General features: G+C 62.1%; 21 protein-coding genes. 12 read left to right on the forward strand and 9 right to left on the reverse strand.

Annotation, left to right across the window (positions count from 1 at the left end; all coding sequences use genetic code 11):
* The coding region (locus ACETK3_RS19105) for a transposase (protein WP_373993377.1) at positions 1-199 on the forward strand (199 nt) is incomplete at its 5' end.
* A 444-nt stretch (positions 200-643) separates the two neighbouring features.
* Positions 644-1216, forward strand: coding sequence for a recombinase family protein (locus ACETK3_RS19110; protein ID WP_236803046.1), 573 nt, complete (start codon positions 644-646; stop codon positions 1214-1216).
* Between the two features lie 159 nt (positions 1217-1375).
* Here the strand turns inward: ACETK3_RS19110 and merA are convergent, their stop codons facing one another.
* Entirely contained in the window at positions 1376-2818 is a 1443-nt protein-coding gene (merA, locus tag ACETK3_RS19115; RefSeq protein ID WP_373993378.1) for a mercury(II) reductase, read from the reverse strand.
* 282 nt (positions 2819-3100) lie between these two features.
* On the opposite strand from merA, the gene ACETK3_RS19120 reads away from it, so the two are divergent.
* Complete coding sequence (locus ACETK3_RS19120; protein ID WP_373993416.1) at positions 3101-3490, forward strand: heavy metal-responsive transcriptional regulator; 390 nt, start codon at positions 3101-3103, stop codon at positions 3488-3490.
* A 21-nt stretch (positions 3491-3511) separates the two neighbouring features.
* Here ACETK3_RS19120 and ACETK3_RS19125 read toward each other — a convergent pair whose 3' ends face one another.
* The 3 genes from ACETK3_RS19125 to ACETK3_RS19135 all read right to left on the reverse strand — a co-directional run bounded on the left by ACETK3_RS19125 (position 3512) and on the right by ACETK3_RS19135 (position 5583).
* Positions 3512-3946: a hypothetical protein gene (locus ACETK3_RS19125; RefSeq protein WP_373993379.1), complete on the reverse strand. Its 435-nt coding sequence runs from the start codon at positions 3944-3946 to the stop codon at positions 3512-3514.
* Entirely contained in the window at positions 3943-5160 is a 1218-nt protein-coding gene (locus ACETK3_RS19130; RefSeq protein WP_373993380.1) for a serine/threonine-protein kinase, read from the reverse strand. The genes ACETK3_RS19125 and ACETK3_RS19130 overlap by 4 nt, the downstream gene beginning before the upstream one ends.
* Positions 5161-5364: 204 nt before the next feature.
* A complete protein-coding gene (locus ACETK3_RS19135) occupies positions 5365-5583 on the reverse strand; it encodes a hypothetical protein (protein WP_373993381.1) in 219 nt (72 codons plus the stop codon).
* 674 nt (positions 5584-6257) lie between these two features.
* Here ACETK3_RS19135 and ACETK3_RS19140 point away from each other — a divergent pair.
* Positions 6258-6839, forward strand: coding sequence for a recombinase family protein (locus ACETK3_RS19140; protein ID WP_373993382.1), 582 nt, complete (start codon positions 6258-6260; stop codon positions 6837-6839).
* A gap of 285 nt (positions 6840-7124) precedes the next feature.
* Here the strand turns inward: ACETK3_RS19140 and ACETK3_RS19145 are convergent, their stop codons facing one another.
* Positions 7125-7730 (reverse strand): DNA-binding protein, encoded by a 606-nt coding sequence (locus ACETK3_RS19145; RefSeq protein ID WP_373993383.1) that lies wholly within the window; start codon positions 7728-7730, stop codon positions 7125-7127.
* Positions 7731-8375: 645 nt separating this feature from the next.
* On the opposite strand from ACETK3_RS19145, the gene ACETK3_RS19150 reads away from it, so the two are divergent.
* The 5 genes from ACETK3_RS19150 (at position 8376) to ACETK3_RS19170 (ending at position 11054) form a co-directional block, all read left to right on the forward strand.
* Positions 8376-8747 carry a TIR domain-containing protein gene (locus ACETK3_RS19150; RefSeq protein WP_373993384.1) on the forward strand — a complete coding sequence of 124 codons (372 nt, stop codon included), beginning with the start codon at positions 8376-8378 and terminating at the stop codon, positions 8745-8747.
* A gap of 6 nt (positions 8748-8753) precedes the next feature.
* Positions 8754-9740 carry a caspase domain-containing protein gene (locus tag ACETK3_RS19155; protein ID WP_373993417.1) on the forward strand — a complete coding sequence of 329 codons (987 nt, stop codon included), beginning with the start codon at positions 8754-8756 and terminating at the stop codon, positions 9738-9740.
* The gene (locus ACETK3_RS19160) at positions 9740-10024 is read left to right on the forward strand and encodes a hypothetical protein (protein ID WP_373993385.1); all 285 of its coding nucleotides are present in this window, start codon (positions 9740-9742) and stop codon (positions 10022-10024) included. The genes ACETK3_RS19155 and ACETK3_RS19160 overlap by 1 nt, the downstream gene beginning before the upstream one ends.
* Positions 10025-10155: 131 nt before the next feature.
* The gene (locus ACETK3_RS19165) at positions 10156-10326 is read left to right on the forward strand and encodes a hypothetical protein (RefSeq protein WP_373993386.1); all 171 of its coding nucleotides are present in this window, start codon (positions 10156-10158) and stop codon (positions 10324-10326) included.
* The gene (locus tag ACETK3_RS19170; protein ID WP_373993387.1) at positions 10326-11054 is read left to right on the forward strand and encodes a DUF6338 family protein; all 729 of its coding nucleotides are present in this window, start codon (positions 10326-10328) and stop codon (positions 11052-11054) included. The genes ACETK3_RS19165 and ACETK3_RS19170 overlap by 1 nt, the downstream gene beginning before the upstream one ends.
* Before the next feature lie 654 nt (positions 11055-11708).
* Here ACETK3_RS19170 and ACETK3_RS19175 read toward each other — a convergent pair.
* The 4 genes from ACETK3_RS19175 to ACETK3_RS19190 form a co-directional block, all read right to left on the reverse strand.
* On the reverse strand, positions 11709-12542 hold the full coding sequence (locus ACETK3_RS19175) for a ParA family protein (RefSeq protein WP_373993388.1): 834 nt from the start codon (positions 12540-12542) through the stop codon (positions 11709-11711).
* A 266-nt stretch (positions 12543-12808) separates the two neighbouring features.
* On the reverse strand, positions 12809-13666 hold the full coding sequence (locus tag ACETK3_RS19180) for a hypothetical protein (protein ID WP_373993389.1): 858 nt from the start codon (positions 13664-13666) through the stop codon (positions 12809-12811).
* Between the two features lie 561 nt (positions 13667-14227).
* Positions 14228-14455 (reverse strand): hypothetical protein, encoded by a 228-nt coding sequence (locus tag ACETK3_RS19185; protein ID WP_373993390.1) that lies wholly within the window; start codon positions 14453-14455, stop codon positions 14228-14230.
* An 89-nt stretch (positions 14456-14544) separates the two neighbouring features.
* Positions 14545-14889, reverse strand: coding sequence for an ArsR/SmtB family transcription factor (locus tag ACETK3_RS19190; RefSeq protein ID WP_373993391.1), 345 nt, complete (start codon positions 14887-14889; stop codon positions 14545-14547).
* A gap of 292 nt (positions 14890-15181) precedes the next feature.
* On the opposite strand from ACETK3_RS19190, the gene ACETK3_RS19195 reads away from it, so the two are divergent.
* The 3 genes from ACETK3_RS19195 to ACETK3_RS19205 all read left to right on the forward strand — a co-directional run bounded on the left by ACETK3_RS19195 (position 15182) and on the right by ACETK3_RS19205 (position 18887).
* Positions 15182-16357 carry a MinD/ParA family protein gene (locus ACETK3_RS19195; protein WP_373993392.1) on the forward strand — a complete coding sequence of 392 codons (1176 nt, stop codon included), beginning with the start codon at positions 15182-15184 and terminating at the stop codon, positions 16355-16357.
* Positions 16354-16713: a hypothetical protein gene (locus tag ACETK3_RS19200; RefSeq protein ID WP_373993393.1), complete on the forward strand. Its 360-nt coding sequence runs from the start codon at positions 16354-16356 to the stop codon at positions 16711-16713. The genes ACETK3_RS19195 and ACETK3_RS19200 overlap by 4 nt, the downstream gene beginning before the upstream one ends.
* A gap of 671 nt (positions 16714-17384) precedes the next feature.
* Positions 17385-18887 carry a hypothetical protein gene (locus ACETK3_RS19205; RefSeq protein ID WP_373993394.1) on the forward strand — a complete coding sequence of 501 codons (1503 nt, stop codon included), beginning with the start codon at positions 17385-17387 and terminating at the stop codon, positions 18885-18887.
* Position 18888: the final 1 nt, after the last annotated feature.

The following is an 18888-nucleotide window of genomic DNA, read 5'->3' on the forward strand; positions in this document are numbered from 1 at the left end:
CGCCCGGTACCGGCGGGCCGTGAAGGCACGCGGTCATTTCCCAACCGAGCAGGCCGCGCTAAAGTGCCTGTATCTCGTCACCAGATCCCTCGATCCGACCGGTGCCGGCAGGACCCGATGGGCCGTGCGTTGGAAGCCCGCTTTGAACGCCTTCGCCATCACCTTCAGCGACCGATTCCCGGCAGCTGAAAACTACTAAAGGAAACCGCCGGATACACCGTTAATGAGATAGTCCCGGCGGTTTCAGCCCGGCGAGGAGAATCACGAGGCAAGGCCCCTGAGCTCGCCGCCGGGATCCTGAGCCTGTCCTGAAAAACGGGCAACACCATTGGCACTTAGGACATTCATCGTGCAGGCGCTGGCATAGACACGCTCCCCCGTGAACGAGCATTCCGCTCCACCTCGGCCAAGCGCGTCAGCATCTTCAGGTCTCTCTTGATGACGATGCCATCCTCATGCCCCGACTTGCCCCGCAACTTCCGGAAGCGGAGGTACTTACAGAACACAGCCGTAACGGTAACGATCGTTCGCGAGACATCTCTCGACCTGTTCAGCGGATCGCGCACTTCAGGGGTCGATTTTGTAATGCTTTCCGCGTACGCGTCTGTGTAATGCCGTGCAGGGTTGGTGATACGTTATGGGGATGCGCGTTGGATACGGACGGGTCTCTACCCGTGATCAGCACCCCGAAGCCCAGCACGATGCCCTGACCGCGGCCGGCTGTGACCAGGTATTCGTTGATGTGGCCTCGGGAAAGCTAGCCCGCCGGCCAGAACTGGACAAGGCCCTGCTCTCGGCCAACCGCGCTGGGGACCAACTCGTCGTGACCAAACTTGACCGACTCGGCCGGTCGTTGGAAAACCTCATCGAGGTCTCCAAGACACTCCAGGAGCGCGGGGTTGATCTGGTGGTCCTGGACCAGAGCATCGACACATCCACACCGATGGGGCGGATGTTCTTCCAAATCCTTGGCTCGATCGCCGAGTTCGAACACGCGCTGATGTCCGAACGTACCCGTGACGGTCTGGCCGCGGCCAGGGCGAGGGGGCGCACCGGCGGCCAGAAACCCAAACTCGGCCCCCGCCAAGTACGGCTGGCCCAGGAAATGTATGAAGAAAAAGGCCCAGACGGCAGACGTGCCCACACGGTCGAGCACATTGCCAAGGAATTTGGCGTTACCCGGCCCACCATCTACCGCCACCTCGCCAAATCATGAACGACGGTCGCTGCCACAACAGAACGACGGCATGTCCGTAAGGTAGGGCCGTTCAGGGCTCAGTCATCGCCTACAACCACTGAACCAATAGGACTCGATCATCCAGATTGCCCCTGCCGACACTCTCAGGAGTACCGGGCCGTGTGGGGAGGGCAGGTGTCAGGAGGCGCAGCAGGAGAGTTTGGAGATGTCCGTGGTGAAGGACTGGGCTGCGATTTTGAGGCCTTCGGCCATCGTCAGGTAGGGGCTCCACAGGTTCGCGACTTGGTTCACGGTCATCCCGGCTTCCAGAATGTAGACCCCGGCCGCGGCGAGGTCCCCGGCGTCCTTGGCGACGGCGGTGATTCCCACGATCCGTCCAGTGTCGGCGTCGGCGACGATCTTGATGAAGCCGCGGGTGTCCCTGTTCACGAGGGCCCGGGGCACGTATTCCAGGGGCAGGACCCGGCATTCGCACCGGATGCCGGCCTCGTTGGCTTCCTTGTCGGTCATCCCGACCGCGGCCAGTGCCGGGTTGGTGAAGGTGACCCGGGGCAGGTGCCGGTAGTCGACCTCGCGGCCGGCGTTGTTGAAGGCGTTCTCCACCATCAGGGAGCCGTGGGACGCTGCGACGTAGACGAATTCACGGTGTCCGGTCACATCCCCGGCGGCCCAGATCCTGGGGTTGGTGCTGGCCAGGGTGTTCTGCACGAGGATTTCGCCGCCGTCCCCGGTCTTGACGCCGACCGCCGCCAGGTTCAGGCCCTCCGTGACCGGCCGGCGTCCCGTGGCGACCAGCATCCTGGCGGCCCGGAATTCCTCCTGCCCGCCGGAGACGGCCGCGGTCGCGATGATCCCGCCGGTGGCCGGGTCCCTGCCCACGGAGGACACGGCCGCCCTGCGGACGACGCGGATCCCCTCGTCGGCGAAGACACCCATCAGGGCGCGGGAGGCCTCGGGTTCCTCAGCCGAGGCCAGGCGGGAGCGGACCAGCATGGTGACCCTGGACCCGAGCCGGGCGAAGAGCTGGGCCTGTTCCAGGGCCACGTACCCGCCGCCGATCACCAGCAGGGAGTCAGGGACCTCCTCGAGTTCCATCGCCGTGGTGGAGGTCAGGTAGCCAGTGTCCTGCAGTCCGTCGATCGGGGGCGCCCACGGGGCGGAGCCGGTGGCCACCAGATAGTGCGCGGCCCTCACAGATTCCCGGGCATCGTCCGCACCGGTAATTTCCAGGACCGGATCGTCCTGGGTGCCGGCGAACACGGCATCGCCTTGGCGCAGCTCCCAGCCGTAGTCCGCGATCAGGTCCACGTACTTATCCGAACGCATCGTCTCCACGAGGGAACGCTTCCCGCCGATCAGCCCGGCCATGTCCACCGGGGCGGCTGAGGTGCTGATACCGGGGAACCGGCCGGACGCGTCCAGGGCAACATGCCTGGCCTCTGCCGCGGCCAGGAGTGCTTTGGAGGGAACGCAGCCGGTGTTCACGCACGTGCCGCCGACGGTGGAACGCTCGATCATCAGGACGCGTTTGCCCAGGCTGGTCGCCCGGATCGCGGCCGCGAACGCTCCGCCGCCGGAGCCGATGACGGCCAGATCAAAATCAGGTGTTGGTTCAGACATGAAATCCTCCAAAGTCGTACAGCAGCACCGTCCCGGAACGCCCGCAACGGTGCCTCGTGTATGGGTCTGCCCCCAGTCTGCACCTTCCATCATGGGGGAAGGTCAAGAGACTGACCCGCCGCCGGCCCGGAACCGCGGAGTCCTCACCGGACTCAACGCCATCCGAACAAAGTGGGCGTTCGCTGTCCCAAGCCGGCACGCACGGGTTCCTGTACCCGTTCTTGACCTTCCACTAAACTGGAAGGTCAAGGGAGGAATCCCCCCCGGGACAAGAGGTGCATGATGCGTATCGGCGAAACCGCCGCGGCCGCCGGTCTGACGGCCAAGACACTGCGGTTCTACGAGGACCGCGGCCTGCTGCCGGCCGCCGACAGAGCGCCGAACGGATACCGCGACTACCCCCAGGAAACGGTCAGCCGACTGGAATTCATCCGCCGCGGCCGCACCGCCGGGCTGACCCTGGCCCAGATCGGCGACATCCTCTCCGTCCGGGACATCGGCCAAGCCCCCTGCGTACACGTCCGGGACCTGTTGGCCAAACAGCTCCGGGACCTCGACGCCCAGATCGCAGAACTCACCGCACTGCGGGCAACTGTCGCCGAATTCCATGACGCCGCGGCCGCAGGGGACCCCGCAGCCTGCGACCCCGAACGCATCTGCAGCTACCTCTAAACCCGAAACCGGCCCGGAACCTCAGTCGTCCGTGCTGTGGCTTTCTTCCTTGCCGTTGCCTTTGCCGTTGCCTTTGCCGTTACCGGGCGATTGTGGCACTGTCGGCGCAGGTGTCTGCAGGGCTGGCGCCGGGGTCGGGACGGGTGTCGGGGTTGCTGCGGTCAGGTCAGCGCGGATGAGGTCGATCGCGTTCTGGATGTCCTGCCGCCGCCCCGCGGAGAGCTCACCGTTCGCCGCGGCTGTGGACACGTCGCCGGCGAGCAGGTCCAGTTCGGTCCTCGCCGCGGGGAAGTCTTTGTCTGCGGCCGAGCGGGCGAGTGACTGGAGTCGGTCCTGGAGCTTTGCGGCGGTGTCGGGGTGCAGGTCAGTCTGGGTGTTCGCGCAGCCTGCGAGGATGCCGGCAGCCAGCACAGCGGCCGCCGCGATCCCAAGGAGTCTGTTCACTGTCCGGGTCATGGTGTGATGCTCTTCTTCAGCTGTTCGAGGTGTTGGCCGAGGGGACCGGGGATGCTCGGCAAAGGTTGCGGAACCGGGGATGCCGGGGCCTGGGCGTGGAAGACGGCAACGACCGCGATCACAAGTATGGCCAGTGTCAGACCGGCACCGGCGAGCCACGCCACCCGGCGCGGTAGGTTTCGGCGCCGCTGGCCCGGGTCCGGCGAGGCAGGTGCTGCCGTCGCGGCCGTGTGCTCAGCGTCTTCCCCCGGCAGGGTAGGGATCAGGACGCGCGTTCGGGTGTTTTGTTTGCCGGTGCGGGGCGGACGGTCCGGCATCCCGGCGAGGGCCTGGGTCACCCCGCCCGCGTTCCCGGGCAGGGCTGCCGGGACGCCGGAGCCGGTGGCGGCCCGGAGTGCTGTTTCGACATCCCTTGCTGCGGGACGTCCGGCCGGTTCCGTCGCTGTCATGGCCCTTAGCAGGGCATCCCATCGCGGGCCGAGGGCGGCGGGGATGCGGGGCGGCCGGTGCAGCCGGGCGACTGCTGATTCGACGCTGGTGCCGGGGTACTCGAGGGTTCCGGTCAGGCATTCGAGCAGGACCAGTCCCAGGGAATAGATATCGCTTTCCGGCCCGAGAACGGTCCCGGTGGCCTGTTCCGGGCTCAGGTAGGCGGCCGTTCCGACGGTGAGCCCGGTAGCGGTCAGGCGCGGGCCTTCCAGGATCCGGGCGATTCCGAAATCCGTGAGCTTGGGCCGGGGCGCGGTTCCTGGGCGTGTCTCTGCGAGGAGGATGTTGGCCGGTTTTATGTCGCGGTGGATGATCCCGCGTCCGTGGACATAGTCCAGGGCCGAGGCCAGGTCCGCTCCGATGCAGGCCACATCATGGGCACTGAGCGGTCCGCCCCGCAGCCTAGCGTGCAGGTCCTGTCCGTTGATCAACTCCATGGACAGGAAGGTCCGGGGCTCCTCCGGGACCCGCGTATCGGTGCCGGCGTCGTAGAGGGTCACCAGTGCGGGGTGGTTGAAGGTGGCCACGAGCCGCATTTCCGCTTCGAAGCGTCCCGGCCCGGCCGCGTTCCCCGCACTGAACACTTTCAGCGCGACGTCCCGGCCCAGTTGTTCATCTCGCGCCCGGTACACCGAAGCTGTCGCGCCGCGCCCGATCACGGCGTCGATCCTGTACCGGTCGGCGACCAGAACCCCCGCGGACCCGGTGAACAAACCCTCCGACACGACGACTACCGCTTTCTGTAAACCGTGAAAATCCAGCTGTCCATGTACGCCGCGGCCGGGCATTGATCCCTTTAAGCCCGGTCAATTCCAGCCCTCATCATACGTTCAGCCCGTCCTGGGGCAGCGGACCAGGGTCTGCCGCCAGGGTCATGACACCGGTTGGAAGAGGTGCCGCAGGAGTCATCGTTTGGGCCAATGAGAACGTCAGTGATCGGGGCGCCGGACGGTCATCATATGCATCAGCAGAGCACGTTCCGGCTGGCCGGGCCAGCGGGCGACATGCCCACCTAATGACCTCCGGACGCTTTCCTCTGCCGGATCAGTACCGCTGAGGATTTCATCAATGATTTCCAAGGCCTGCAGCTGCAGTTGAGGGACACATTCCGCGTCGATCAGCGGAAAGTCCTTTGGCTGGATACTCATAACATCCACCACCTTTGTTCGCTTGAAAACGCACCAGGGGCCAGCGTCCCCTCCGAAACTCCCAAACCAACATGATAAGCATACTGACGGTCTGCTCGTTTAGGAATCTCACGTTGGTGCAGGAATCCCTGCCCGGCTGTGCGCCGCCCCTTCCCATTGATTTGCCTCTGATCGCCTACCGGGCACCAGCGTGACCTGCCTGCAGGTTCAGGCTGACCCGAGGGGCCTGGATGGGCTGCTCTTCGAGAAAAAATTGATCGCCCCGATGCTATTGGGGGAAAGCATCGGGGCGATGAAAAGATCATATTTGGAGGCGTTTTTCAAGTCAAATAGTTGCGCCGGCGGCCAGCGTCCTGGTGAACCGTCCCTGAAGCAGTCGCGGTGCTTGGCCCTATGAGCCGGTTTCTGTAGCAGCGCGGAATTCGGCCCCTTGTTGAAGGGCCGCCGTTCTCCCGGTCGGCGGCCCTTCTGGCTCTTACAAAGGAAGGATTCCGAGAAAGCTACGAATCGAGAATCCCGGGTCGAGCGCTCATCGGTGTGGCGCGACGTCCTGCCGCGGAAAATGGGCTCGACGAAGAAAAACGGCAGCCCGCACCCCGGTTCTCACAAATAGTTCTCGAATCGGTAGAGTCGAAATAAGACCACGAACCGAGTTTTGAGAAGAGAACACCCCCATGACCACGCACCGCATCGGCTACGCCCGGGTTTCCACCCGGGACCAGAACCTGGACCTGCAGCGCGACGCCCTACAGAAGGCCGGATGCGACAAGATCTACAAAGACACGATCAGCGGCACCAAGTCCCAACGCCCTGGCCTCGACCAAGCGCTGGACAACCTGCGCGAAGGCGACACTCTGGTGGTGTGGAAGCTGGACCGCCTGGGTCGGAGCGTGAAAGACCTCCTGGATTTCGCCGGCGGACTGAACGACCGCGGCGTAGGATTCGTCAGCCTCACCGATGCGATCGACACCACCACGGTCTCTGGACGCTTCTTTTTTAACGTCATGGCTTCCCTGGCCCAGATGGAACGGGAACTCATGGTCGAACGTACGCAGGCCGGACTTCAGGCCGCGCGGGAACAAGGACGGGTCGGTGGCCGCAAACGCATCATGACGGATGCCAAGATCCGCTCAGCCCGAAAGCTGCTCAAGCAAGGAACACCGCCCCGGGAGGTCGCCGACACCCTAGGAGTCTCCGTGCCGACGCTCTACCGGTGGGTCCCGGCCGCAGGTACTGCTGAGGCTTCAAAGAAGTAGTTCCTGCTGGTTGGTGCAGGCGACTTCTGAAAAGTGATGGTTGGTGCAGAGGACTCTTGAGCAGAATGCAGTTCCGTGCAGGGCACTTCTGACATTTCAATGTCCATACTCGTCTGCACTACCCCGGAGTTCCGCGGGCGCCTGTGCAGATGACTTCTGAAAACGACACCTGAAGCTCTTATGCTCGGAAACCGCCGTTACTGGTCGGCCTGCTCCTGGCGCGCCCTGCACCCGGGCCACCTGTTCGGTTTTGGTGAAGTACGGCGAGAAGCATTTGTTCTTCTCTTAAGCACCGGGGGCCTTTGCCTCCGGCGCGACGCGTTGCAGCAAGGCGTTGTGTACCTTCTCCAGGGTCGTGCTGCGTGCCTCGGCACTGGCGAGCTTCTTCTCCGCCTCTGCCGCCGCGCCGGCAGCAGCACGTTCTGCCGTACGTGAGTCTTCCAACTCAGAGCCCAGCGCGGCCAGCTGCTGCTCCAAAGCCTTCGCCTGCGACTCCAGGGCGGTGACGCGGGCCTGATATTCGGCGGCCGCGGATTCCTTCTCCGCTGCAGCCTTGTCCAGGTCCGCCACCAGCTCGGAGATTTCCAGGTCTTTGTCCTTGCGTTCCTGCGCCCAGGCCGTCTCTACGGCGCTATGCCGTTCGGCCGCCAAGGTGGACGCCTCGGCCCAGCAGGCAGCGGCGAGCCGGGTTGCCTGTTCGAGCAGGGCCGGCGGTGTCGCGGCGACCTGTCCCCCGGCGGCGAGCTTCTGCTCGTTCCATTCCTTGAGGTAGCGGGTAGCGTCCGCGTTACTGACGCCCGCGGCGGCACGGACCGTGGAGACGGTCGGTCGGCGCTCGGCGCTAATCTGCTCGGCGGCGGCAAACACGCGATCTTTCACACTCGACGTCACGGCGTCTCCTCCATGAAAAGTAGTAGGAGTAGTAACGCTACTACTCCTACTACTACTTTTCAACATTTTAAGCGGCGTCTCAGAATCGCGGCCCGCTGCCCCCAGCCCCGGTGGCCCGCTGGTCGCCGGGGGTCTCGTAAGACCCTGCTCTTGAGCCGGGCGACGCCTAACAGGGGTGGCTTCTGAATTAGCGAAATATCCGGACGCTAACGTTCTAACTGGCGTTGTTGGTGCGCGGTGGCCACCGTCAGTCCCCGAAGGGTGCTGGCGGCCCATGGACAGTGGGCTGTCAGGCCTCGTCTTTCACCGGAGTCCAGGACATGTACACCTTCCCGGAGTCGGGGATCGAGGGACAGACGCCCGAGATCCGGCGCTAAGGACTAAGCAACAGTCGTCGTGCGGGCCTGGCGAGCTCAGGAACACGTCGACTGTTGCGTAGCCACCAGAGGACACTCCTGCATAGAGCCCACGACCCCAACCGGACCGTGGACGTCAACAAGTCGAGGAATCCGGCCTCGAAATCAGGCGGGACCGCCGCATGTGGAATCCGAATCTGACGACGGGCAATCCGTGACGGGCACATTTGTCGGACCTGCTGGCTATGATGAGCCGTGAGTTAGTGACCTACTTGACGAGGAGATCGACATGGCTGGTACGAAGGTAGTTTTCGTCGCATTTGCGATTGAGGATGAACGGCAGCGTGATTTCCTGAAGGGGCAGTCACTGTCGCCTCGTGCGCCTTATGAGTTCATCGATATGTCGGTGAAAGAGGCATATGACGCGAACTGGCAGGACAAGGTACGCACGCGTATCAAGCGGTCCGATGGAGTGATTGTCCTGGCAAGCAAGAACTCGCTGACATCGTCGGGTCAAAAGTGGGAGATTGCCTGCGCGAAAGAAGAGGGCAAGCCTGTCCAGGGGATCTGGGCCTACTCTGCCGACCGGACCACCATCGCGGGGGTCAGCACATCTGCATGGAGCGACGCGAACATCAGCACCTTCATCGACTCGCTATAAGTGGGCATGCGCAAAGCGCTCATCGTTGGCGTTGACTATTACGAGCACATCAAACCGCTTCACGGATGCGTAAACGACGCTTACGCCGTCAACTCCGTCTTGGAACGCCATTCCGACGGCACGTTGAACTTCGCCAATCCGAAGCTGCTTTCCAGCACCGGGCCGACCGCGACGGTTGATCGTACCGAGTTGAAGGCGGCGGTGCGGGAGCTATTCAGTGGTGATGCTGAGATCGCTCTCTTCTATTTCTCGGGCCATGGCTACCTTGAGGACACCGGCGGGTTCCTCTGCGCCAGTGATGCACGAACCGGTGATGACGGCCTTTCCCTGAATGAAGTCATGGCATTCGCGAACCAGTCTCCCGCGACGAACAAAGTCATCATCCTTGACAGCTGTCATAGCGGTGCAGTGGCGAACGCCGCGGCTGGCGCACACCAGGCGGACATCCGGGACGGGATAACTATCCTTTCGGCCTCGACCGCTGAGCAATACGCGTTGGCGTCCGACGGGTCAGGGGTTTTCACGAACCTTCTTGTCGATGCTCTTAACGGCGCCGCAGCGAACCTGGTTGGAGACATCACCCCGGGTAGCGTGTATGCGCACGTCGATCAGTCCCTAGGCCCGTGGCAGCAGCGCCCCGTCTTCAAAACGAACGTGAAAACCTTCGTCTCATTGCGACGCACCGAGCCCCCTATCGCACTGACAGAGCTGCAACAGCTCACCACGATCTTTCCGTCCCCGGACTACCAACTTCCACTGGACCCTTCCTATGAACCGGTTCGCTCCGCGGAACAGCTTGCCGATCCCGCGATCCCTGACCCAGATCCAGCGAACAACGCCACGCTTGCAGTGCTTCAGAAATACGTCAAGGTCAATCTAGTCCGCCCGGTCGATGCCCGACACATGTACTTTGCCGCTATGGAAAGCAAGGCCTGCGAGTTGACAGTTCTCGGAGAGCACTACTGGAAGCTTGTAAAGCAGAGAAGAATTTGATGCCCCACGAGTCGCAGGATTTCCTGGCCACATCAGCGGCTTTGGAAGCCACCGCCGCGGTCGAACACGAGCGTTGGGCTCACTGGCAGAAGTACCTCCACGAACAGTGCACCGTTCTTGAGGATGGGAGCCTGCTGATCCCAGCCCACCTGGTTGAAAGATGGGAACGGCAGATCGCGACACCGTACGATGCACTTTCGGACCAGGAGAAGAGCAGCGACCGCGAACAGGCTCACGAGTATCTTGCCGCGCTTAGGCAAGCGTCGAGTGATGGAAAGGCCTAGCTAGACACGTCCCTCCGCTGCTGGTGCCGCCGTGGCTTCAGCGATTGAGAACGGAGTTTGAGTCGCACGTCCCAGTAGAATTGTCGGCAGGCGGAAACTCCGCCCAAGCTTGCCAGGAAGGACCCACCGAAATGGCCGACGAAGAGACACGCCCTGCCCCCACTTTCGACGTCATCGAAAAGGGCTTCTCCACCGTCTCATCCCATAAAGAGACGGTGTCAAACCAGACGGTAGCGGACATCATCGCCAACCTGACCAGCACAAGCGACACGAGCACGTTGACGGGCACTGACAACGACTAGTGCCAACTTCGGCCTTTAGCGTCCTAGTATTCATACTGGCCGTCGCACCCGGTTTCTACTACGAGCTTGTCCGGGGACGACGTTATACACGGACTAAGGAATCAGCCTTCTACGAGGCCAGCCGGGCAGTCGTCGCCTCTGTCGTAATCGGTGTCTTCGCAGGGGCCTTGGCGTTCTTGTTCTGGCTCTACATCCTGAGTCCTGAAGACCCTCCCGACGTCGCAGCCCTCCTCAAACGAGACCCTCAGTACCTTGGCGCGCACGCTCGGCAGCTCACCGCCAGCCTGGCTGTCTACCTGGTAACCAGCTTCCTTTTCGTACACATCTGGGTGAAACTCCACGGCGTGCTCAACCGGATCAAAGCAAGGTTCACGTGGCTTTCACCGGGAGTAACCTCCTCACATTCCCTCTGGACAGAAGTACTTCAATCCCGCGTACCAAACGGCCATATTTCGGTGGCACGAGTCCAAATGAAATCGGGAGGCGTCTGGGTTGGCCCCGTTCTAGCCTTCAGCACTGAACACGAGCTCGCCGACCGGGAATTGGTCCTACACGCCCCGATCCTTCACGCCGACTCGGAGAATCCCACTGCACTCGCAGCGACGACGCTGCGCACGGTCATTCTGAGGGGTCCAGAAATCGAGACGATCGCCGTTGAGGGATACGCCCGGGACGAGGAGCCCTCCGAAGCCCCAAAGCGAAAAGGGCGAAAACATCAGACACGCTGACAGCCGCTTTCCGGGGATTGGGGGACGGACGCCCGAGATCCGGCGCTAAGCCTGAATGCCCAGTGTGTTGGAGTGTTAGTGATTTCATACCTTCGACGCGTCGGCCAACCGCACCAGGAAAACTGTTGGCGACGTAGGTGCCGGCCTTTGCTGGTTTTTCCCTTGGGCAAAGGAAATCTGTAGACGCTATATCTATTGGATACAATGGATACTTTGGAACGGCTAGGCTTTGCGGCCTACTCCTATGCTTCCCGCTGGCGCCGGCGGGAACTCCTTACCCTTGTTATAGGCCTTTTCACGCTCGGCAGCGCGGGTAAGCGCTGCCTGAAGCAGGAAGTCAGAGAATGAGAGTTCCCTTTCTCCTGACGTTGTTGGAGTGTGGAACCACGCGCCGCGTATCCTTTCAATCACTTCCTCATCAGCCCACACTGCAGCCTTCTTCTTGACCCTTCCAGACGGGGCCGGGCCGGGCCTCCGGCGGGAGTCAGGCGTCTCCGCGGCGGGTGCTGCAACTGCTTCCTCGGTGCCTCTGGCGGAGCGTTTTGGCTGCTCTGCTGCAGCGGGGCGCACAGCAGCCGGCGTGTCCTCGATGTGTTCTATGGGGTGGGTTGCGCCGAAACTGCTGCGTTTCGGGGCCGGGCGGGCTGGCATGGTCTAGAGTCCTTTCATTTCGCTGAAGTCATGTTTGGGGAACACGGATTCGAGGTGGCTACGGAGGTCCAGTTTCTCCAGGGCCGCGTAGTGTCTCGCGTACATCTCGTAGGTTTCCCGGCCAAGCTTGGGTTCAACGTTCCACTGATCAAGACCGTAGGCGGCTTCCTGCGCGTCTTGGATGAGGCTTCGCATGGGGACATTGGGGCCGATGACTGGCCAAGGTGTGCTGCTTTCGAGGTCGCTGATCCAGGTTCGGTGACCCACGGTGTTCCGCATGCCGTTGACCACGATGCCCGCGACGGTGAGGAGCGGGTTGTAGTACTTCTGAACACTGTCAAAGCTCTGCTGCAGCTCCCCCAAGCCGTCCAGGGAGAACTTGCCGGGTTGTGTCATGACAACGGCTCGGTCAGCGGCAGTGAGAGCGTTAACTGTGTGAAGGTCCAGGCTTGGAGCGCAGTCAATGAGTATCAGGTCGTAGTCGTCCCTGACCTTCTCAACGGCTTCCCGCAGGCGGTATTCGCGTCCGTGTTCTGTCGCGAGCTGCTTCGTTGCCTTGTCGGTATTCCGGTTGCCTGGGAGAACGCTCAGTGATGACCAGATACCCGGCACGGCCACGTCCTTGATGCTCTCCCCCACCAGGACATCTGCGAATGAGAGCTGGTCGCGCGCCACCTCATCGGCGGCCAGAATACCGGTAAGACTGCCTTGTGCGTCCGCGTCTATGACCAGCGTTCGCCTCAGGTCGTTACTGGCCACGCGCGCCAGGTTGATGGTCTCAGTGGTTTTTCCTACCCCGCCCTTCTGGTTGATGACGGCATAGATGGTTGCACTCATAAAATGGTTCCAATCTGTCTATTAGTTCCATTATATCCAACTTCCCCTTTGGGTCGAGTGGATATAATGGATAACATTTGTATCCAACCTATCCTATGTATCCAAGAGAGGCAATATATCTTGTGGATATATTGGATAGGGCTAGTCGTGCGCAAGGGAAACGCCCCCTTCTCCAAGGCCAAGGAACGCTCCGCGGGGGGCAGCTCCGCCCGGTGAGCCACCCCGGGGGTCGGTTGGGCTTTCGACGGGGCCTTCCGGCTGACCTTTCACGCTCCTTTGGCTTCCTGTGCCAGGGCGACTCGCTCCCGCCATCCGATGGGCGGCGGGGAGTAGGTGGCCCTTTCGGCGCGGTCGCGTTCGCGGCGCTCATCAGCTGCGCGTCGTTCAGCGACGCGCTGGGCTTGCTCAGCTGCCTGTTTCTGGCTGGGGGAGCGGTAGAACCCTCCGTCCGGACGGACCCATTTGCTGAGGCGGTGTTTGAGCCACGCGCCAACGTTGTCGACGCCGGTTGCACCGTCGTGGTGGTACCTGGCGTCAGTGTTCGGCCGCCAGTCAATGGCGTGTTTCAGGTCTTTGACCGTCCAACCTGCCCGGAGGAACGGCCGGCAGATGGCGGCAACGTGGGCTGTCGAGATGCGTTGCAGCGGAAAAGACCTGAATTGGAGCTCCAGCGAGGCTAGACGCTCAGCCTCGCGTCGCTCACGCTTGTTCCTGGCGTTTGTCGTCGTGTTCGGATCCCAGAATGGGTCTTTCCGATTGAGCAGTTGGTGATTGACTTCGCGCCGCTGTGCGGCGCGCTTGGAAGAAGTGAGCGGCGGAGCCGCTTCCATGTGAATCTTTGAATCTTCGCCCGCCCGCGCGTGCGGGGGGTTATTAACTGCCCTAGTGGGCACCGGTACGCTACTTTTTTCCACATCCTTTTCTTCGACCTTTTCGAGCAGCACGTAGATGGCAGCTTCATTCTCTGTACGCCCGCTGGATTTCGGAGTGAACTCGGCTGTGCGCCCCGTGGCCACGACCGCCAGGGCACCCCAATCCCGCAGCCGGCGGAAGTAGTTGGAGATGCTTTTCGGTGGAAACCCAAAGCGTTCCTGGAGCCGCTGCCAGACGGGCATGATCGTCATGCTCGCAGGGTCAAAACCCGGGCACTGAGCCAGCGCGTTGGCGAACCGCCAGATGTTGGCCTTCAGGTCCTTGCGGGCCAGCTGGAACGCCGGAATGTCTTGGAAGCTGCGCAGCCACCGAATGACGTGCCGGGCGGGTCTGTGTCCGGCTGGGATGACGGACCAGACGGCCCGGTTGCTTCGCTCATTGGCCTTCCTGACGCGCCTAGGCTTGTGCTTGCCCTTGCGGCCTTTTCGGCTCTTCCTGGGGGTAGCGGGGGAGGAGGGCTCCGCTTCGGCAGTCGACGGAAGGGCGGCACCGAGTGCGGACACGTTCTCGGGGGTCAGAAGCAACCGCTGCGGGCCATCGTCTGCTGTGACTTGACGGGCAACACACTGAGGTGTAGCCGTTGACGCGCAATGGGATTCAGGTAGCATGGGGCACAGAAGTTCCTCCTGTAGGAGGGCATAGAAATACCCACCTACTTAGTAGGTGTTTTGAAAGTTCAGATCTGCGTCCCGCCAAGAACTCGATCTGAACGACATACTTTTGAAGGCCCGCCTAGTGCGGGCCTTCAGCCTTTAAGCAGCGGTGATGGGCAGGACTCCCTTTTCTTGGGACCACCAGGACGGCAGCCCGTCGGAGGTTACTTCAGCCTCTACATGGTCGATCATGGCTTCCAGGAACACGGCGCTGGAGACGCCGGCCCTCTGCGCCAGGGCATCGAGGCGCTTCTTGCGCGCTCGTTCAATCGCCCATCCAAGACGGACGGGTTCTTTCCGGGTACCCCAAGGGAGTCGGTCAGCCATGCCCTAAATCTAATGATGTACGTAGACGGAAGCTGAGAGCGACACGCCAGCGGCGCGCAGTTTAACCATGCACTTACGGCGTGCGGGAACTACTCGGCAATCTTTAAGGCGCGGCCAAGGGCTTCGTAGTGCTTGACGATCTCCTCGCGTACAACCGCGTACCGGACTCTCTTGCCCACCCTGTCCTCTACGCGGAGGCTCTTCGGGGGGTCTGCGGTTACGGCCCCTGTGTCCGCGAGTTGGTACAGGTGGGCCTTCACGGTGGGCCGCCCGAGCCCAGTTCCTTCTGCGACTTCGGCGGCCGTGGCTGGACCATGCTCTGCCAGGAAGCCGAGGACGGCAACCTTGGCATGGTTGCCGCCGAACGCGTCAATGGCTGCCTCCAAAGAGGCGGACACGTTGGGTCGGACGTAGCGGGGCATGGGTTCTATCATGCCGCAACTTATTCACGGTGATCATGATTAGACCTTAGTGCATAGTTAAAGTATGCGCTAAGGTTGGAGGTGGGTTCAGTTGACGTATTTGGTCACTGGCGTGTGAAACCCGCCACGAAGGTGTGACTTGACATGCAAAAGTTTGTCGAGTCCGGGACAATCGGCCCCGGCTGTTCCATTCGGTGGATATTTTGTCTGTGCCTGCTGGTACGGGTGGAGGCAGCTGTGTTTGTAAGGTGCAGGGCCTCGTTTGGGTCTTGTTTTGGGGAACTAGGAAGGTGGGACCTTTCCAATGACAGAGTTGAATTTTCCGGGCGCTCGGCGCTCGGACATGTATGTAGAAACAGAAGAGCGGCCCGAACCGGCGCCGGTCGCCACGGAAGCTTTCGAGGAACCTGCGGATCCGTTTGTTGAGCCGGATGAGGTTGAGACCGTAGCTCCCGTCCAGGCAATCAAGAAGGACGCCGCTCCTGTTGTTCGATCAAAGACAACAGCACCGATCGCTAAGCCTGACGCGGAGGTTGATGAGGATGCTGAGCCTGTCGCTCCTGCCATGGACGGGTTCAAGGGGTTCCTGAACCAGCTCTTCGGCGGTCTGTTCAACCTTGCTCCGTCGGCAAAGGAACTGGAGGCGCGGGAACTTGCCGCGTCGCAGGGCCGCTTTGAGGATCTGATCCGCCAGTCAACGTGGACCCGCGCTGTTGGGCTGTTGGTAGCGAATAAGAAGGGCACTGCCGGTAAGACGCCGCTTTCGATCCTGCTTGGCGGGGTGTTAGCTGCGATCCGTGGCGGGTCCGTGGCCATCCTTGAAACTTCGGATGATAAGGGCCAGCTGGCTTATCGGGCGGAGGGCGATCCCCAACTGGGAATGGGCGAGTTGGTCGCGAATATCTCCAACGTCCGTACCCAGTCGCAGTTGCGGGGCTACACGGTGACGCAGACAAGCTTCGCGTCAGTGATCGGTTCCACGCCCAAGTGGCGGCCGCCGCTGACCCGGGAGAACGTGCTCGATGTGTCCTCGATCGTGGATGAGCATTTCACCATCCGTGTGATGGACACGGGTAACCAGTACAGCTCGGGTCCGTTCGGCGCTGCCGTGGAGGTAGCCGATGTCCTGGTTATCCCGACGATGTTGGCTCAGGATGCCGTGTCTGAGGCTCTTGAGCTGTTGGAGTTCCTGGAGCACCAGGGCGCAGAGGCTGCCCGGCTGGCGCGGACGGCCATTGTGGTGATGATGTCCGATGGCCGTCCCGAGTTTAAGCCGTCGCGGTTGAAGAAGCAGTTCATGGACAAGGGCATCGCGGAAGATCACATCTACTCCGTCCCCTATGACGCCCACGTTGCGGAGCGCGGTGCGCTCACGCTCGACAAGCTGGCGCCGGCTACCCGCCAGGCCTTGACCGCTATCGCAGCTGGCGTTGTCGCCCAAACCAACCAGAACGTCTTTGAAAAGGATCAGAACCGATGAGCGTCATTCTTTCCACCCTTGCAGAACTGTCGACAAGCGTTGACCCTTCCACCATCGTCCAGGCCGGGCCTGTGCCGATGATCGCTAACCCGTTTCCCGGTGTCCCTGACTTCACTTCCCTGGGTGGGAAGTTCACCGAATGGTGGCAGCGTCTCTTTGCTGTTGGCTGGGGTATCGGCATCATCATTGCCGGCGCTTACCTGATTATCGGTTTGGTGGCCATGGCCAAGGCCGACGCGAACAACCCTCACGCCCATGCTGAGGGTAAGAAGAAGGCGGCGGGCGCGGGCATCGGGCTGGCCTGCTTGTCTGGATTCGCCATTATTATCGGCGCGGTCCTCGCGGTGGCGGGCTAATGGTCCGCCGCAGCTCGACTGCCACTGCCCGGCGCGGGTTCCCGCGCTGGGCATGGCTCGTTGTAGGTGCCGCGGTGGTAATCGCCTTGGTTGGCGGTGTGAGCGCCTGGTACCAGGCCAAGCCTCAGCCGAGCGGACCGACCAGCACCGCGGCTCCTACCAGCGACACTACGGCGGTACCAAATGGCTGTCTTGCGGGCGCGTCCAACGACGCGGCCGGTCTCTTGAAGGCCCAGAAAGAAGCACCGCATAACCAAGCAGGCGCAGTAGGTTTTGCCGCGGCCGTCCTGCGATGGATTGCTCAGTATCCCCGGCCCAATGCCAGCGATGGGACTACCGTATCGGCAGCCATCCTTGCGCAGGGTGCAACAGGTACAGTCGCGAACCTGGGAGCGAACTTGGCGGCAGCCAAGCCGCTGCCCGGGGTTACCTCCGGGTCACTGAACTTCGCTGACGGCAGGTATGTAGTCGAAGAGTCAACTCCCGACATGGTGCGCGTCACTGTCGGAGGAGCTGAGGTTCGTAACGGCAAGCCCACCGACCAGAAGATCGCTTCCACGGTCACGCTGGTCTGGGAAGACAGTGTTTGGAAGGTCCGCAGCGATGGAACCGAGCGGACTCTTGATGAGCTCTTTGCAAGTGGTTCCGCGTTTTCTGGGGGGTGCTGATCCATGTTCATGCTGATTCCGATGGAAGACAAGCCGGGTCCCGGTGGGCTAGTAGGCGGTTTGATTGATGCTGCCGTTGGAGTTGCGAAGGCTGCAAAGCCTGCTGGTGATGCTATTAGCGGTGCGGTGAATTTCGCTGCTGATCCGTTGGGGGCAATATTCGCTGCGACCCGCGCGGGCGCGCAGGGCCTGGCGAAGGACCTGCTGCCGGCACTGGCCCAGGCAACGGAACCGGACCTTACTGCCGATTGGTTTATCAAGGCCTACGCGATCAGTTTTGCCTTGTCGATCGTGGTGTGGGGTTTCCTGCTGCTGTTCCAGTTCGTCGCGGTTGCGCGGGGGACTCTCTCCGGTCAGGAGTTCGCGGAGGTCCTGACGACGAAAACTGCGCTGTTCTTCGGCGGCGCTCTTTTTGGGCCCCTCATCGGGGTCATGACGGTGAAGACTCTGGGTTCCTTGTCGGACAGTCTCATTTCCTGGGGGATCGTTTCCTCGTCTGAGCGGATGCTGACGACGATGGATTCGATGCTCAAAACCGATGCGGCTGCCATACCGGGGGGCGTGATCGTGGGTATTTTGCTGATGGTCTGCATGATCATCGGCTTGTTCGTGGTCGTGATCATGCTGGCCGTGATGCTGGTGACCTTGTACTTCTCCGGGGTTATGGCACCGCTGGGCATGGTCTGGTTCACGTCGGCCAAACACGGTTCGTTCGGCCGCAAGATCCCGCTTCTGTGGTTCGGGATTCTTGCCTGCCATCCGCTGCTGTTCTTCATGCTGGGCATTGCTTACAACATGATTGCCGCGTCGGCGTCGTGGATGAAGTGGAGCGACGGGCTGGGGACGCTGATGAACATCATCGCGTCCTTTATCGCGCTGATGATCGCCGGGCTGGCGCCGATGATGCTGATGAAGTTCGCCCCGGTTATCCCTTCGGGGGCCGGTGGCCAGAACGGCCCTTCCTTGTCGCCTCCTCAAAAGGAGTACGGGCCTCAGAGTATGCGGGACGTGAAAGACATGAACCGCGGCGGCTCCGCTGGCAGCGACTCGTCCGGCGGCGATTCAGCGTCGACTAGCCAAGGATCCCAGGATCAGGCAGCGACCCCGGACGAGGGTTCTCTTGTCCGTAAGCTCCGCGAGCTGAACGGCGGTTCCCAGGCTGATGCCGGGTCCACCCCGGGCGGAACTGCGGGCACGCCTGCAGCTGAGGGAGCGGGCGGTGGTGGCCTTCCCAAACCCGGTGGTGCTGGTGCTGGTGCGCCAGCTGGTGCAGGTGCCGGCGGCGCTGCCGCTGGAGGGGCTGAGGGCATGGCTGCCGCTGGGGCGGCTGAGTCATCAACCGGTGTTGGCGCTGCAATTGGTGTTCCTACCTTGCTGGCCGCGGGCGCTATGGCGGCTGCGGAGAAGGCCAAGGAAGTAGGCGAAGGGGCGGCACGTCTCGGCGCAGCTGGCGGAGAGTACGCGGCCGGTGGCATGGACGACGAAACGGAACGGTACGGGGGATAAG

Origin of the sequence: Arthrobacter sp. E44, from assembly GCF_041877125.1 — a bacterium.
Lineage (GTDB): Bacteria > Actinomycetota > Actinomycetes > Actinomycetales > Micrococcaceae > Arthrobacter.

What these genes read in the sequence shown, in the direction of transcription:
- ACETK3_RS19110 (WP_236803046.1), top strand. Translation starts at nt 644, where the DNA reads ATGCGCGTTGGATACGGACGGGTCTCTACCCGTGATCAGCACCCCGAA.
- merA (WP_373993378.1), bottom strand. Translation starts at nt 2,818, where the DNA reads ATGTCTGAACCAACACCTGATTTTGATCTGGCCGTCATCGGCTCCGGC.
- ACETK3_RS19120 (WP_373993416.1), top strand. Translation starts at nt 3,101, where the DNA reads ATGCGTATCGGCGAAACCGCCGCGGCCGCCGGTCTGACGGCCAAGACA.
- ACETK3_RS19125 (WP_373993379.1), bottom strand. Translation starts at nt 3,946, where the DNA reads ATGACCCGGACAGTGAACAGACTCCTTGGGATCGCGGCGGCCGCTGTG.
- ACETK3_RS19135 (WP_373993381.1), bottom strand. Translation starts at nt 5,583, where the DNA reads ATGAGTATCCAGCCAAAGGACTTTCCGCTGATCGACGCGGAATGTGTC.
- ACETK3_RS19140 (WP_373993382.1), top strand. Translation starts at nt 6,258, where the DNA reads ATGACCACGCACCGCATCGGCTACGCCCGGGTTTCCACCCGGGACCAG.
- ACETK3_RS19150 (WP_373993384.1), top strand. Translation starts at nt 8,376, where the DNA reads ATGGCTGGTACGAAGGTAGTTTTCGTCGCATTTGCGATTGAGGATGAA.
- ACETK3_RS19155 (WP_373993417.1), top strand. Translation starts at nt 8,754, where the DNA reads ATGCGCAAAGCGCTCATCGTTGGCGTTGACTATTACGAGCACATCAAA.
- ACETK3_RS19160 (WP_373993385.1), top strand. Translation starts at nt 9,740, where the DNA reads ATGCCCCACGAGTCGCAGGATTTCCTGGCCACATCAGCGGCTTTGGAA.
- ACETK3_RS19165 (WP_373993386.1), top strand. Translation starts at nt 10,156, where the DNA reads ATGGCCGACGAAGAGACACGCCCTGCCCCCACTTTCGACGTCATCGAA.
- ACETK3_RS19175 (WP_373993388.1), bottom strand. Translation starts at nt 12,542, where the DNA reads ATGAGTGCAACCATCTATGCCGTCATCAACCAGAAGGGCGGGGTAGGA.
- ACETK3_RS19180 (WP_373993389.1), bottom strand. Translation starts at nt 13,666, where the DNA reads ATGACGATCATGCCCGTCTGGCAGCGGCTCCAGGAACGCTTTGGGTTT.
- ACETK3_RS19185 (WP_373993390.1), bottom strand. Translation starts at nt 14,455, where the DNA reads ATGGCTGACCGACTCCCTTGGGGTACCCGGAAAGAACCCGTCCGTCTT.
- ACETK3_RS19190 (WP_373993391.1), bottom strand. Translation starts at nt 14,889, where the DNA reads ATGATAGAACCCATGCCCCGCTACGTCCGACCCAACGTGTCCGCCTCT.
- ACETK3_RS19195 (WP_373993392.1), top strand. Translation starts at nt 15,182, where the DNA reads ATGACAGAGTTGAATTTTCCGGGCGCTCGGCGCTCGGACATGTATGTA.
- ACETK3_RS19200 (WP_373993393.1), top strand. Translation starts at nt 16,354, where the DNA reads ATGAGCGTCATTCTTTCCACCCTTGCAGAACTGTCGACAAGCGTTGAC.
- ACETK3_RS19205 (WP_373993394.1), top strand. Translation starts at nt 17,385, where the DNA reads ATGTTCATGCTGATTCCGATGGAAGACAAGCCGGGTCCCGGTGGGCTA.